15 protein-coding genes are annotated in these 13,675 nt (G+C 67.7%); 3 read left to right on the top strand and 12 right to left on the bottom strand.

The features are described from left to right. The first annotated feature begins 47 nt into the window (after positions 1 to 47). Together AC1DIQ_RS05615 and AC1DIQ_RS05610 are read left to right on the top strand one after the other, a co-directional pair. Positions 48 to 962, top strand: coding sequence for a fimbrial protein (locus AC1DIQ_RS05615; protein ID WP_147433829.1), 915 nt, complete (start codon positions 48 to 50; stop codon positions 960 to 962). Positions 963 to 1,111: 149 nt separating this feature from the next. Beyond that, positions 1,112 to 1,357 carry a hypothetical protein gene (locus tag AC1DIQ_RS05610; protein WP_121036908.1) on the top strand — a complete coding sequence of 82 codons (246 nt, stop codon included), beginning with the start codon at positions 1,112 to 1,114 and terminating at the stop codon, positions 1,355 to 1,357. A gap of 8 nt (positions 1,358 to 1,365) precedes the next feature. Here AC1DIQ_RS05610 and AC1DIQ_RS05605 read toward each other — a convergent pair whose 3' ends face one another. The 9 genes from AC1DIQ_RS05605 to mdcA all read right to left on the bottom strand — a co-directional run bounded on the left by AC1DIQ_RS05605 (position 1,366) and on the right by mdcA (position 9,573). Beyond that, positions 1,366 to 2,085 carry a GntR family transcriptional regulator gene (locus tag AC1DIQ_RS05605; protein WP_121036907.1) on the bottom strand — a complete coding sequence of 240 codons (720 nt, stop codon included), beginning with the start codon at positions 2,083 to 2,085 and terminating at the stop codon, positions 1,366 to 1,368. 75 nt (positions 2,086 to 2,160) lie between these two features. After that, positions 2,161 to 3,504, bottom strand: a complete 1,344-nt coding sequence (locus AC1DIQ_RS05600; protein ID WP_019184589.1) for an SLC13 family permease — start codon at positions 3,502 to 3,504, stop codon at positions 2,161 to 2,163. Between the two features lie 87 nt (positions 3,505 to 3,591). Further along, positions 3,592 to 4,509, bottom strand: a complete 918-nt coding sequence (mdcH, locus tag AC1DIQ_RS05595) for a malonate decarboxylase subunit epsilon (protein WP_478049596.1) — start codon at positions 4,507 to 4,509, stop codon at positions 3,592 to 3,594. Next, positions 4,506 to 5,372 (bottom strand): triphosphoribosyl-dephospho-CoA synthase MdcB, encoded by an 867-nt coding sequence (gene mdcB, locus AC1DIQ_RS05590; RefSeq protein ID WP_152154299.1) that lies wholly within the window; start codon positions 5,370 to 5,372, stop codon positions 4,506 to 4,508. The genes mdcH and mdcB overlap by 4 nt, the downstream gene beginning before the upstream one ends. Next, a complete protein-coding gene (gene mdcG, locus AC1DIQ_RS05585) occupies positions 5,369 to 6,007 on the bottom strand; it encodes a malonate decarboxylase holo-[acyl-carrier-protein] synthase (RefSeq protein ID WP_152154301.1) in 639 nt (212 codons plus the stop codon). Before mdcG ends, mdcB begins: the two co-directional genes overlap by 4 nt. A 3-nt stretch (positions 6,008 to 6,010) precedes the next feature. After that, positions 6,011 to 6,715, bottom strand: a complete 705-nt coding sequence (gene mdcE / locus AC1DIQ_RS05580) for a biotin-independent malonate decarboxylase subunit gamma (protein ID WP_121036903.1) — start codon at positions 6,713 to 6,715, stop codon at positions 6,011 to 6,013. Further along, positions 6,706 to 7,602 (bottom strand): biotin-independent malonate decarboxylase subunit beta, encoded by an 897-nt coding sequence (locus tag AC1DIQ_RS05575; protein ID WP_152154302.1) that lies wholly within the window; start codon positions 7,600 to 7,602, stop codon positions 6,706 to 6,708. Before AC1DIQ_RS05575 ends, mdcE begins: the two co-directional genes overlap by 10 nt. Then, complete coding sequence (gene mdcC, locus AC1DIQ_RS05570; protein ID WP_121036901.1) at positions 7,599 to 7,919, bottom strand: malonate decarboxylase acyl carrier protein; 321 nt, start codon at positions 7,917 to 7,919, stop codon at positions 7,599 to 7,601. Before mdcC ends, AC1DIQ_RS05575 begins: the two co-directional genes overlap by 4 nt. A 10-nt stretch (positions 7,920 to 7,929) precedes the next feature. Beyond that, on the bottom strand, positions 7,930 to 9,573 hold the full coding sequence (gene mdcA, locus AC1DIQ_RS05565; RefSeq protein WP_478049595.1) for a malonate decarboxylase subunit alpha: 1,644 nt from the start codon (positions 9,571 to 9,573) through the stop codon (positions 7,930 to 7,932). Positions 9,574 to 9,813: 240 nt separating this feature from the next. Between mdcA and AC1DIQ_RS05560 the strand changes: the two genes are divergently transcribed. After that, on the top strand, positions 9,814 to 9,981 hold the full coding sequence (locus AC1DIQ_RS05560; RefSeq protein ID WP_226956713.1) for a helix-turn-helix domain-containing transcriptional regulator: 168 nt from the start codon (positions 9,814 to 9,816) through the stop codon (positions 9,979 to 9,981). A 39-nt stretch (positions 9,982 to 10,020) separates the two neighbouring features. Here AC1DIQ_RS05560 and AC1DIQ_RS05555 read toward each other — a convergent pair whose 3' ends face one another. From AC1DIQ_RS05555 to AC1DIQ_RS05545, 3 genes are read right to left on the bottom strand one after another with little or no spacing between them, the layout of a single operon-like run. Then, positions 10,021 to 10,626 carry a DUF2894 domain-containing protein gene (locus AC1DIQ_RS05555; protein ID WP_461769875.1) on the bottom strand — a complete coding sequence of 202 codons (606 nt, stop codon included), beginning with the start codon at positions 10,624 to 10,626 and terminating at the stop codon, positions 10,021 to 10,023. Then, positions 10,616 to 11,263 (bottom strand): OmpA family protein, encoded by a 648-nt coding sequence (locus AC1DIQ_RS05550; protein WP_478049594.1) that lies wholly within the window; start codon positions 11,261 to 11,263, stop codon positions 10,616 to 10,618. Before AC1DIQ_RS05550 ends, AC1DIQ_RS05555 begins: the two co-directional genes overlap by 11 nt. Then, positions 11,260 to 13,665: a DUF802 domain-containing protein gene (locus AC1DIQ_RS05545; RefSeq protein WP_478049593.1), complete on the bottom strand. Its 2,406-nt coding sequence runs from the start codon at positions 13,663 to 13,665 to the stop codon at positions 11,260 to 11,262. The genes AC1DIQ_RS05550 and AC1DIQ_RS05545 overlap by 4 nt, the downstream gene beginning before the upstream one ends. Positions 13,666 to 13,675 lie beyond the last annotated feature (10 nt).

The raw sequence follows: 13,675 nt of genomic DNA, 5'->3' as shown, positions 1-13,675 counted from the left end.
GGTGGGCCGCGGCAGGCCTGCGATGGCGCAGCTGGCTGGCCGCCAGTGTGCTGCTGGTGCTGAGCGCGCCAGCGTGGGCGGATTGCAATGCGAGCAACCCCGGGGTAAGAGCGCTCGCCGCGCCCACCAACGTGCCTTTACCGGCGATTGGCCAGACGGTATCGACCAGCAACGGCACCAGTTTTACGTTCTCAGGGTGCTCCAAGGGGATCCGTATTCACCTCACGATGTCGGCCGGGTCCACGGATGCGGCCACCCTGGCCCATTACAATACATACAGTGCCAATGTGTTCGGCGTGCGGGTTCGGGTGAACGGCGTCCTCAGGCCTCTGGGCACCACAGACATCATGAGCGCACCCTCGTCAGGGACCTATTCGGTGGCATTCGAGGTCATCCGGCGTAATGGCACCACGGTTACTCACGACAATCGAGCGCCCAACATCTCGGTGTGGATCTGCGAAGTCAATGCGTATTCCGGTTGCCCCAGCGTTGACGCCAGCACGTTCCGGACCGACTTTACCTTCGGCATGCTGCCGGGGTTCTGCCGCCTGGCCAATCATGCTCCGCCTTTGGCGGACGTGCGCGCGACGGACCTGGGGGCAGTGAACAGTACGGTCACTGCCAATGCGGGGTTCATCATGCCGCTGACCTGCACGGGGGCGGTCACCATGACCACCAATGTGCGGTTTACCCTGCGCGATGCCCACACCACGGGAAGCACGAGCAACCTGCTGGCGGCGATCCCGGGCAGCACCACCAGCAAAGGGCTGCAGCTTCAGCTGTTGCGCAAGAATGCCTCGGGCACTTACGTGGTGCAGAACATGGGATCGAGCTGGACGCAGGCCAAGACGGCCGCCAACGTAACCGCGCCGTTGGATTTTGCCGTGCGTTACATCCGCACGGGCGCATTGACCCCGGGCACGATCGCCAGCGCGGTGACGCTGACGATGGACTATCCGTAGTGGGGGGCGTGATGTGACCTGACAGCGAGTAGACCTATCCGAGCCATGACGCCGCCGCAACGCACTCGCATCATCCTCACGATGATTCCACGCGCTGCTGCTTACCCGCCTCCTAAGCTGGAGCTCCCATCAAGACGCTTCCCCCACCCATGACCACAGCACTGCAGGATCTCGACGCACTTGAACCCATCGATATCGATGGACTCAAGGCACAGGGCGTGCCGCCGGTCGCCCAGTACCTGGTGGACCAGGAAAAGTTCGTGTTGCTCGGCGGCAAGCGCGGCATCTATCGCCTGGCCGGGACTGAGACCGTCTGCTACTTCACCAGCCTGGATCAGATCCGGCTGCATCTGCTGGGGCAATCCTTGACCCGATTGACCGTGGAGCTCGCCTAGGCGGCGCCTCAGATTCCGCCGTGGCGCGGCAACGGCGCAGGCACGTTCAACTGGCCGCCCGCGGCGACATAGGCCGCCAGCGCTTCGCCCTGGCTGAGCAGATGCCGGTTCATCCTCTGCTCGGCGGCTTCGGCATCGCGGTTGCGGATGCATTCCATCAGTGCGCGATGCTCGGCCAGTGACTGGGCCATGCGGCCCGGGGTCAGCAGTTGCCGGCCGCGGTGCATCTTGAGGATGCGATGCAGATCGTGCGTCACCCGGATCAACCACGGGTTGCCCGCGTGGTTCTGCAGGCTTTCATGGATCAGGTAATTGTTGCGGTAGTACTCGGCAAGATCGCCCGCGGCGGCGGCGACCTCCATCGCGTCATGCAGGGCCTGCAGCTGCGCCACGCCGTCCGCATCGATACGCTTGACCGCTTCATGCACGCAACGGCCTTCCAGCATCGCCATCACCGGAAACAGCTGGTTGAGGTCTTCCAGGGTGAGCCGGGTGACGCGGCTGCCGCGGCCGGCATCGAGCTGGACCAGCCCTTCGGCGGCCAGCAGTTTCAGGCTCTCGCGCAACGGGGTACGGCTGATGCCCAGTTCCTCGGCGAGCATCGGCTCATCGATCCATTCACCCGGCGGCAGTTCGTAGTCGTAGATCTTCTGGCGCAGCTGCTCGGCGACCTCTTCATAGAGCGGCACGCGTTTCTTCGACAGACGGGGACCAGGAGCCAGGGGCATGGCAGGAGTTCTTGTGCAGGTGTGCAGCATTCTAACGGGTCAGGGCGGGCCTGCCGGAGCAGGCCCGCCATGGGGTCACATCCAGCCCGGTACCACGAACAGCAGCCACGCCAGCAGCGGGCCGAAGGCGACGACCAGCCCGCTGTAGACCAGGAAGCGGCGGAACAGCGCTTCGCGCTCTTCCTTCGCGGCCGAGGCCACCACCAACGCGCCGTTGGTGGAGAACGGGCTCACGTCCACTACGGTGGAGGAGATCGCCAAGGCGCAGATCACCCCCGCAGCGCTCAGATGCCCCTGCATCAGGAACGGCACGGCCAGGGGAATCGTGGCGCCCAGCACCGCCGCCGAGGACGCGAACGCCGACACGATGCCGCCGACATAGCAGACCAGCAGCGCACCCAGCAGGGGGATGCCGATCGCCCCCACGCCATGCCCGATGTAATCCACCGCGCCGGCCTGCTGCAGCACGGCCACGTAGGTGACCACGCCGCTGATCAGCAGCACGGTCGACCAGCTGATGCCATCCACCGCGCCCTTCTGTGAGTTCGGCGAGAGCAGGGCCAGCACCACCGCGACGGTGATCGAGACCAGGCCGACGTTGAGGTTGTAGACCAGTGCGGCGATGCCCAGGCCCAGCAGGCCGATCAGGGTGAACACGCGCTCACGGTTGATGCGCACGTCATCCAGCGCGTCCGGATCATTGGAGAGCGTGCCACCACCGGCCGAGACCAGGGCACCGTGACCTTCGATCGCAAACTGGCGTGAGGAGGCCTGGCTGCCGGCGACCAGCGGTTCGGTCGCCGTCGGTGCGCGACGCATCAGCGCCAGCCCGCCAAAGGCGAAGAAGCAGATGATGCCCATCAGCAGGTTGAAGCCCAGGCTGGTCAGGAACACGGCCATTTCCGTGACTTCCAGGCCGGCCTTCTGCACCACCTGGTTGGTGATGCCGCCATACACGCTGATCGGCGAGAAGCCACCGGCCTGCGCGCCATGGATCACCAGCAGGCCCATCATCAGCGGGTTGATCTTGTACTGCTTGGCAAAGCGCAGCGCGACCGGACCGATGATCGCCACCGCGGCCGGGCCGAGCGCGCCGAAGGCGGTCAGCACCGCGGTGACCACGAACATCACCCACGGGATGGCCACGATGTGCCCGCGCACGGCCTTGACTGCCCAATGCACAAGCAGATCGATGGTGCCGTTCTTCTGTGCGATGGCGAACAGGTAGGTGATGCCGACCAGGGTCAGGAACAGGTCGCCCGGGAAGCCGGCCAACACCTCCTTGCCCTCCATCCCGACGAACAGGCCGCCGATGATGAAGGCCAGCGCGAAGGCCACCGCACCCATGTTGATGGGCAGCGCGGTGGCCACGATGAACATGATCACCAAGCCGATGATCGTTGCGATTTGCGGACTCATGCGCCCTCCCGAGACACTTGATACGCGTGCAGCATGATGGCGACCCGCCATCCGGGGTTACGTGGTGCTGCGGTTACCGGCAGACCTTCATGCGCGTGCGCATGCACCGTCCACCCACTCCAGAACGCCCTCCAGCGTCTGGAAATCCTCCACGGAACGCGCCTCGAGCTGCGGATGCAGCTCGCGTGCACGACGGCTCAACGCCGCGCCCGGGCCCAGTTCCAGAAATACGCGCCCACCGCGCTCGACCGCCTGCTGCAGCACGGTCTGCCACTGCACGGACTGGGCGATCTGCGCCGACAAGGTGCTCACGACACGCCCAACATCGCTGACCAGGCGGCCGTCGATGCCGGCCAGCAGGCGCAGATGGGGGGCGTGCAGTGGCAGTGCGCGCAACGGCTTCTCAAAGCCCTGCGCCGCTGCGGCCAGCAACGGGGTATGCGCGGGCACATCCACTGGCAGCGGGACGGTGCGGGCACCGTGGGCAGCCACGTCGGCGGCGACGGCCTCCAGCCCAGGCCGCAGGCCGCCAACGACCACGTGGTCGGGCCCGTTGACGATGGCCAGGAACACGCCGTGCGTCGCGCACAGATGTGCGATGTGAGCCTCGTCCAGCCCGATCACCGCCAGCAAGCCGGCATCGACCGGCGCCGCAGCGTCCATCAACCGGGCGCGCTCGCGCGACAGCGCCAGACAGGCGGCCGTGTCGAAGCTGCCCGCCACCGCGTGCGCGGCCAGCTCGCCGGCGCTGTAGCCGGCGACGGCGGTGATGGCCGGCAGCTGCGTCTGCAACGCCGCCCAATGTGCCAGCGCCGCGGCGCAGACCAGCGGCTGGGCCACTGCGTTGTGGAAGAGCGACGCATCGGCCGCCATCTGTGCGACGGGTGCGCCGAGCAGCGTGCTGGCCAGATCGAGCACCGGCTGCGCCTGCGCATTCGCGCGCACCCGCTTGAACATATCCGGATGCTGGCCGCCTTGACCGGGGCAGAGCAGGACCAGGCTCATGCGCGCTCCTGCAGGTGCAGGAACCACGCGCAGGCCAGCAGATCGGCGCTGCCGCCCGGGCTGAGTCGACGCGCTTCGAACGCGTCGCACACCGCCCCGAGCCGTGCCCGCCAGCCGGACTCGAGCGCGCCGCCCTCGGCAAGGAAGCGACGTGCCTGCTGCTGTGCAAAAGCCAGCCCGCGTTCGCCGCCGCGATGCAGGAGGTTGAGATCGGTAGTGACCGCGACGAGCGACATCAGTGTCTGCACCATCGCGGTCTGCCGGTCACCGGTGGCGCGCAGGGTGGCCTGCAGGGTGGGCAGGGCCACCTCGCGCAGCAGCGGGAATCCCTGCGCCGCCTGTTCGCGCACGCCGGGCACGCCATGCCGCTGGCGGGCGCGCTGGCCAAGGCTGGTGCTGTTCAACGGTGCGGCGAGCAGCGCGGACGCCCAGTGCCCGCGCACCGCATGACAGACCGCAGTGCCTTGGGGCGCAGCATGCTCGACATGACGCAGACGCGCGGACGCGGCGACCAGCAGGCCGAGACTGAAGATCGCGCCGCGATGGGTGTTGATGCCACCCGTCGCCCGCAGCATTGAGGCTTCCGCCTCGATGCCGAGCATGCGCAGATCATCGAACGGCACGTTGTGCGCACCGGCGGCGGCGACCGCCACGAAATAGCCACGCAGCGCGAACAGGCTGCGCAGGAAGGTGGCCGCGTCCATGTCATCGTGGCTGCCGCGGCTCCACGGTGTGACCAACCCGGGTTTGGGGGCGCAGGCCAGTTCGGCATGCAGGCTGGTGATCGCCATCCGGGCCAGCCGATGCGCAGCCGCCGTGGGGGAGGGCGGTGGCAACGGGGCGGGGCGCGGCACGGCGTTCATGCGGCCACCGGCTGCGTCAGCAGGGCATCGCGTGTGGACAACCAGCAGGCGTCATCCGATTTGACGAGGAGGCGGGCGGCACCGCCGGCGTACTCGCGCCAGCTTACGCATTGCCCGCCGGGGAAACGCAGCTCGCCATCGATGCGCAGGCCGTGCTCGCGTTCCCAGCGGCGCATGCGTTCGGTGAGCGCCGCGGCGTGCGTGTGCTCGGTGATCTGCCACAGCAGGTCCAGATCGGAGCCGGCGTGCAGATACGGCAGGCCGGTCAGGCTTTGCCAGGCGAAGCTGCCGAACACGCGGGGCGGTGGGGTGGGCTCGGGCAGGTCGGCCAGCAAGGGAGGCAGCGCATCGCGCCAGGGGGCGGCCAGTGCTTCGGCGACCTCGGGCAGCAACGGCGGCGGCGCGGTGCGCTGCACGTGGGTGCGTTCGATCCGCAGCGACAGCCGCTGGCGCTGCTCGGCCAAGGGCAACGGCACACCCAGCCGCAGCTGATCGCCATCAGTGACCGGATCGCGTCGCGCCACGACGAAGGGCAAGCGTGCTTCGGCCCACGCCCGCAGGCGCGCATCCGCGCCCGGGGTCAGCACCTGCCACGGTGCCTGCGGAGCAAGCCAGACCAGGTCGTGGCGGCGCATGGTTCAGGCCTCCCCTGCGGCCACGGCAGCGGCGACATCGCGTGCCAACCGGCGGCCACCGCGCTCGGCGCCCCGTTCGCGGCGTTGATCGCCGATGACCTGCGCCTGCAGCGCATCCACCAGCGCCTGCGCGAGGTCGCCCTCCCAGATGGCCTCCACGGCGCCCATGCTGACGTAGTTCTCCACCCCCGGCGCGAACACCGGCGAGCTTTGGCTCAGTGCCTGCAGTTTTTCCAGCGGTTGTTTGGTGACGCGGGCCATCGCGCGCAGATCCATCACCCGCACCTGCGCTTCGGGCAGGGCGAAGATGCGATCAGCCATCAGCCCGAACGACAGGAAGCCGCCGCTCACGGACTCGCCATACACCAGGCTGACCAGTGGCGCGCCGCGGCGGCGGGCCAGATCCAACGTGCGCGCCAGGTGCGCGAAGTAACTGTTGATGCCGAGCATTTCATCGCGGCGCGCCAGGCGCTGACCGGCGGTGTCCACCAGCATCACGATCGGCCGCTGCGGATATGCGCGGGTGCTGGCCAGCACGGTGGCGGCCAGCGCCAGTGCGTGATCGACGCCCACCTCCAGCTTGTTGGCGGTGCCGATCACGGTGACCTCGCCGGCGGCGGTGGTGGCGGTGCCGCCCAGCACATCGTCCTTGCGGGTGACCGCGTGGCCGAGCGGGAACAGGGCATCGAGCAGGGAAGTCAGTTCCATGGCAGGCTCCGGTCCTTGACGGCGTCAAGGAAGTCAGCGGTCTCCAGCAGCGGCAGCTGCTCGGCATCGGCAATGCCCTGCAGACGCCAGACCTCCAGGCCATCGCGGCAGCCGCCATAGGTGGTGATTCGCGCAGCAAGCCGGGCGTGCGCCTGATCAATCGCGTCCAGCGGATCCTGCGGCTCGACGTGTGCGGCTATCAGCGCCGTTGCGGCATCACCGAATGCCTCGATGCTGTCGGGCACCAGCTGCACGGCGTCGCCGATCAGGTAGCGGTGTTTACCCCCGGTCACGCGCCAGACCAGGGCGCGGTCGCGCGAGTCGAACTCCTCCACGCCGCGCACGGTCTCGATCACTTCCGGGCCGGACAGCGAGAGACGACCCTCTTCGGACATCACTACCGCCGTGCAGCAGCGGGCGACGATACCCATGCCACCGAACGCACCGTTGCCGCTGCCGATCAGCGCGAACACCGGAATCCCGGCGGCGCGCGTGGCCAGCACCGCACGCATGATTTCGGAAATGGCGATCAGGCCGGCGTTGGCCTCATGCAGGCGCACGCCGCCACTGTCGAGCAGCAGCAGTACCGCCTCTGGACGCACCGCAACGGCACGCTCCAGCAGGCCGGTGAGCTTGGCGCCGTGCACTTCGCCCACGCCGCCGCCCATGAATTGGCCCTGCTGCGCGGCGATCAGCACGCTGCGTCCGTTCAAACTGCCCGTGCCGACCACGATGCCGTCATCGAACGCGCCCGGTTGATCCAGCTGGGCCAGGTGCGGGCTGATGATGCGGCGGGCCGGGCCGACGAACTCGCTGAAGCTGCCGGCATCGAGCAGGCCGTGGATACGCTCGCGGGCATCGGCCTCGTAAAAGCTGTGACTGCTCACGCGGCGTCTCCTTCCTGCAGAGTTTCCAGCGCCTGCTGCAACCGCAGGCTGACCACCGCCGGGGTCGCACCGGCATCGTTGATCGACAACCGCACATTGCGCAGCGGGTGGCGGGCGGCAAAATCGGCCAGCACGGCCTGCCAGATGGTGTCGAAGCCGGTGGCCGAGGTGATCACCTCGATCTCCATTGCGCCGTCCAGCGGGGTGGGTTCGATCAGCACTTCCAGATTGCCCGAGGCGACCACGCCGACCAGCGCGTGGTGATCTCGCTCGGTGAGATCGTGCTGCCCGGGGAAGCGATAACGCAGGGTTTCCATGGCGTGCCCCTTACCAGTTGCGGAAGCGTTTGGGCGGGTTGTACAACCCACCGGACCAACGCACGAGATCCTTGACCGAGCGCGCGGCGAGCAGGTCGCGGCTGGCATCGCGGGTGCGGATGCCGAGGTCTTCGGGGCGGCGGATGATGCCGCGGTCGCGCAGGTTCTCGACCATCGCGCGGTCACGGCCCAGGCCGACCGCGGTGTAGCCGGCCACGCCGCGGATCGCCTGTTCGCGTTCCTCAGGGCTGCGACACAGCAGCAGATTGGCGATGCCTTCTTCGGTCAGCACGTGGGTGACGTCATCGCCGTAGATCATCACCGGCGGCAGCGGCATCTTGGCGCGCTCGGCCAGCTCCCAGGCATCCAGACGCTCCACGAAGGCCGGCGCCATGTGCTCGCGGAACGTCTCCACCATCTGCACCACCAGCTTGCGACCGCGCGGCATCTGACCGGGCAGTGCCGCTTCCTGGCCCGCCTTCAGCCAAGCCGGGCTGGCATGGCGGCGACCGCGGGCATCCGAGCCCATGTTGGGCGCGCCGCCGAAGCCGGCGATGCGGTCGCGGGTAGCGGTGGAACTGTTGCCCTGCAGATCGATCTGCAGGGTGGAACCGATGAACATGTCGCAGGCGTACAGACCGGCGGTCTGCGAGAACGCGCGGTTGGAGCGCATGCTGCCGTCGCTGCCGGTGAAGAACACATCCGAGCGCGCTTCGATGTAGCGCTCCATGCCCAGCTCCGAGCCGAACGAGTGCACCGACTGCACGAAGCCGGATTCGATCGCCGGGATCAGCGCGGGGTGCGGATTGAGCGCCCAGTGCGTGCCGATCTTGCCCTTCAGGCCCAGCGATTCGGCATAGGTCGGCAGCAGCAGCTCGATCGCGGCGGTATCGAAGCCGATGCCGTGGTTGAGGCGCTGCACACCGTACTCGGCGTAGATGCCCTTGATGGCCATCATGGCCATCAGCACCTGGATCTCGGAGATCTGTGCCGGGTCGCGGGTGAACAGCGGCTCGATGTAGTTCGGGCGAGGCGCCTCGGTGACGAAGTTGACCCAATCGGCCGGGATATCGACGCGGGGGAGGGTGTCGACGATTTCGTTGACCTGCGCGATCACGATGCCGCCACGGAACGCGGTGGCCTCGACAATCACGGGGGTGTCTTCGGTGTTGGGGCCGGTGTAGAGATTGCCGTGGCGGTCGGCGGCCTGGGCGGCGATCAGCGCGACCTGCGGGGTCAGATCGATGAAGTAGCGGCCGAACAGTTCGAGATAGGTGTGGATCGCCCCGATCTCGATCCGGCCTTCGGCAACCAGATTGGCGAGCCGGCCGCTCTGCGGGCCGGAGAACGAGAAGTCCAGGCGCTGGGCGATGCCGCGCTCGAAGACATCCAGGTGCGAGGGCAGGGACAGCACGGACTGGACCATGTGCAGGCCGTGGACCTGCGCCGGATCGAGCTGGGCCAGGCACTCGGCCAGGAAATCGGCCTGCTTCTGGTTGTTGCCCTCCAGGCAGACCCGGTCGCCGGGTTCCAGCACGGTGTGCAGGAGCTGTGGGAGCTCCGCATACGGCACCAGGCGCCCAAGGCCGGCATCGGTGGCCCGCTGCAGCCGTGCCTGGCGGCGATCCGCAAGCGTGTTCCAGTCTCGAGCCATCTGCTGCCTCTACATAATTACGCTGTAATTACGAAACTACCACCCAAGATTGGCGGGGGCAAGGGGGCTGGAATGAGATTGCTGGAACGGCGTATTCATGTTTGCAGCGTTGAATGCCTGCCTCGTTCAAAATGCGTGTTGACCGAGCGCCCGCGCGGACCCTGCCCAGGGCGCTTGGACGAGTTGGAGCCGGTGGGCTACAAAAGACAGTAGCCCCGAATGGTTCGGAGTACAGATGCCATGGCAATGAACAAGAAAACGCGCTTGGAGACATTTGATGTGGCCGAGCACCTGCGAACACCCGACGAGATGGCGGCGTATCTCGATGCTTGCATCATCGAAAGTGACGGCGATGCGGCGTTCATCGCCAAGGCGCTTGGGGAGATCGCGCGCGCAAGGCATGAGTAAAGTGGCGCGTGATGCGGGTCTGTCGCGTGACCCTGACGATCAGCTAGGCGCCTTGCCCGCACGCGGCCGCCGCGGCTTCGCCCCCCGCGGCACCACCTTCGGGGTTGCCACGAGCACGCCCCACTGATGCAGATGCTCCATGCCGGACAGCGCATCCAGGTACGCCATGAAGTGCGTCAGATACCCCGGCGAAGTGTCTTTCATCAGCGTCAGGGCGCGATGGACCAGTACACCGGAGTTCAACGGCCCACCATTGGTGGGCATCTGGGCCAGTGATTCCTTGAGCTGGCTGGCATTGCGAAGCCTGGCCCACGTCGCACGGACCTCGCCCAGCACCGGCAATTCCGGATACGCAGCACTGTGCTGCCCGGTCAGTTCCGTGACCAGCGCCTGCAGGCCGATGCGCCCGGCTGACGGGCCCGGCGCGGTCACTACCGATGCCGACGCATTGGCAACCCGCTCAGCGTAACCTGCGACCAACGCGTCCAGCTTCCGTTGCAACAGCGCCCGCACCTCACCGTCATGCATCTGTGCGCGGGCATGCAGTGCCTCGATCACCGCAAAGCGCGTGCGGTCCAGCCCGTCGAGCTTGTCCGCCCGCCAACGTTGGAGAATCTCAGCGGTTGCGACTGGGTTACGGGGCATCCGCGGCCTTGCTCGCCTTGGGTTTCGGGATCGGGGCGATCTCCACGCGGCGGTTCTTCGCGCGGCCTTCCTCGTCGGCGTTGGAGCTCACCGGCTGCTCGGAACCGAATGCTGCCGCGAAGACCGCATCTGAGGGCACGCCCTCGGCGATGAGGGTACGGGTCACGGTCAATGCGCGCTCGGCAGAGAGTTCCCAGTTGTCGGCGAAACGCCAGTTGCCGTCGCGCACCTGCTGGTCGTCGGTGAAGCCACTGACCATCAGGATCTCCTCGCGCGAGGCCAGGTAGCCTTTCAACGGCCCGGCAAGACTCTTGAGGACGTCGGCACCTTCCGGTTGCAGCTGATCGGAGTTCAACGCGAACAGCACATTGCCGCGGATCCCGATGCGGCCATCCACCAGGGTCACGCGTCCGGCCGCGAGCGGGCCGGCGAGGGCCTGCTCCAGCGTCTGCCGACGCTGCACTTCGGCCTGGCGCTGCTTGACCTCTTCATCCAGCCGGTGGGTCAGCTCCAGCTGCAGTGCGACCACCCCGACCAGGATCAGCACGAACGCACCGAGCAGCACCGACATCAGGTCGCCGAAGGCGGCCCAGATCGGGGCGCCTCCGTCGGCCTCGACTTCGATCTCGTCGCTCATGCCGAGGCGGCTCCGGCCTTGCTGCTGCGGCGGCCGGCCAGCTGCTGCAGCTCATCGATGATCTGCTTCTGCGAGAGCACGCTGAGGTCGATGACTTCGCGCGCCTGGGCCACGTAATAGGCCAGCTGCTCGTCACTGCGGGCCAGCGAGCCGTCCAGCGAGGCGGCGATCTGGGCCAGACGCTCGTTGAGACCGTCGCTGGCCGTCCCGAAGCACTGCACGGCGCTGCCGAGCGCATCGGCCAGGCTCGCGACTTCCACCGCACTGCCGGTGACCTGCGCGGCCACGCTGCCCAGTTTGCCGGTCTCGGCTTCGATGTGGTCGGTAAAGCGGGTGCCGACGCGGTCCAGCAGCTCGGCGGAGGTCGAGACCAGTGCATCGACGGCGACGCGCTGTTCGTTGGCGGCGTGGTTGACCGCATCCAGCAGGGTCTCCACGGTGGCCAGCAGGCGGCTGCGTTCTTCCAGCGTGGCGGTGTCGCGGACCAGGCTGTCGGAGAGTTTGCTGCGCAGTTCGGCAACGACATCGGCCGCGGCCTTGGGCGCTTCCGAGGCGGCCTGCACCAGCCGCGAGATTTCGCTGATCGTCTCGCTGGCGTGCGCCTGGGCCTGCTGGGTGATGTCGTTGGCGGTGCGGGCGAGGGTGTCGCAGATATCCTGCTGACGGCTGGCCACGCTGGCGCCGGTCTGTTCCCAGCGCTCGCCGAGGCTGGCGCTCATGCCGGTGAAGGCATCGGTCCACACGCTCAGGCGCTGCTGATCGCGTGCTTCCAGTGCGTCCTGGAGCTGGGTATGCGAGTGCTGCATCGCCTTGCCGAGCGAGACCGCCTGCGCGTGCAGCGTCGCGGCGGCGGCATCCAGCGCGTGCTGATGGCGCTCGCTCAGTGCGGTCGCAGCGGCATCCTGGCGCGCGAGGGCGTGCTGCCATGCCTCGGCGATCTGCGCGGTGGTGGCCTCCATGCGGCTGCCGACCGCGTCGATCAGGCCGGTGGCCCGGGCGTCATGTGTGTCGGTGAAGCTGGACAGTGCGCTGCGCAGATCGGCAGTCAGCGCGGCATGGGTCTGCTGCTGCGCAGCCTGAGCCTCCTGCCAGCGCTGCGCGGTCGCGTTGAGCTCGGTCGAGACGGCTTCAAGCAACGCGCTGGAGCGCTCGCCATGCTGCTCGGCGAACTGGGCCAGTGCACTGCGCAGCTCGGTCGCCATGGCTTCATTGGTCTGCTGCTGTTCGGACTGTGCCGCCTGCCAACCGTCAGCGGTGCTGACCAGCTTCGCGGAGACCGCATCGAGCAGGCCAAGTGCGCGTTGATCATGCTGCGCGGTGAACCCGTCCAGCGCGGCGCGCAGGTCGGTGGTCAGGGCGGTATTGGTTTGCTGCTGGCTGTCCAGCGCGGCTTGCCAGGACGCGGCGGTGGCGGCACGGCTGGCATCGAAACCCTGAGTCAAACCGGCCAACTGGCGCTGCACCGCATCGGTCACCGTTTCGTGCATGGTGGCGTTGGCACGCGCGATGCCGGCGAGCGTGGTGTCCATCACCGGCTGCAAGGCCGCACCGACCGCACGTGCGCTCTCGGCGACGCTGGCCTTGAGCGATTGTTCGATGGCCGCAGTCAGGCGGGCATATTCCTCGTCCGCCTTGGCATGGAAACGCTGCTGGTTAGCCAGCAGGCGGTCACCCGAGGCGCTGCTTTGCTGCTCGATCGCGGTGGTCATGGCCTGCAGCCGATCCACCAGCGCCGGCATCAGTTCGGCCTGTTGCTGCAGCAAACGGAAGGCTTCATTGCGCTGCCAGGATTGCGAATGCGTGTGCAGGGTGGTGGCGATCTCCACGTCCAGCCGCTGCACCGCTTCCAGCCGTTCACGCCGGCACAGGGCCGAGAGCAGGCCCAGCATCGCGGAGGTGGCGACACCGGCGATCGAGGTGCCGAAGGCGACCGCAAGGCCCTCCACCGGCGCACCCAGCGAGCCGCGGATGGCCTGCAGGTCGGTCGCGCTTTCCAGCGCCAGTCCGGTGCCGCGCAGCGTCGCCATCATGCCGAGCAGGGTGCCGAGCATGCCCAGCAGCACCAGCAGCCCGACCAGGTACGGGGTCAGGACCGGGCCGGGCAGGGCAACGCGCTCGCCTTCCACGCGCAGGCGCACCGCGTTGCGCAGGCTGGGATGCAGCTGGCCCAGCCAGGTGGCGAGCCCGGCCCTGGCGGTGCCCGCACTGGTGCTGGCTGCCGTGAGCGAGGCGGTCGCCTGCCGGTAGCGATACAGCTCGAGGCCACCGGCGAGGTAGCAGATAGCGATCAGCAGGGCGACCGCGAAACCGACCGGATTGGTGCTGGCATAGCCCGCGCCGATCCAGCACACCGCAACAAGGCCAAGCAGGAAAACAACGTAGTGAAGACTGGTTCTGAACATGACGTCCCGG

Source organism: Stenotrophomonas sp. 05L413 (assembly GCF_056397945.1).
The sequence above is the reverse complement of the archived record's forward strand: the minus strand, read 5'-3'. Positions and strand labels throughout refer to the sequence as shown.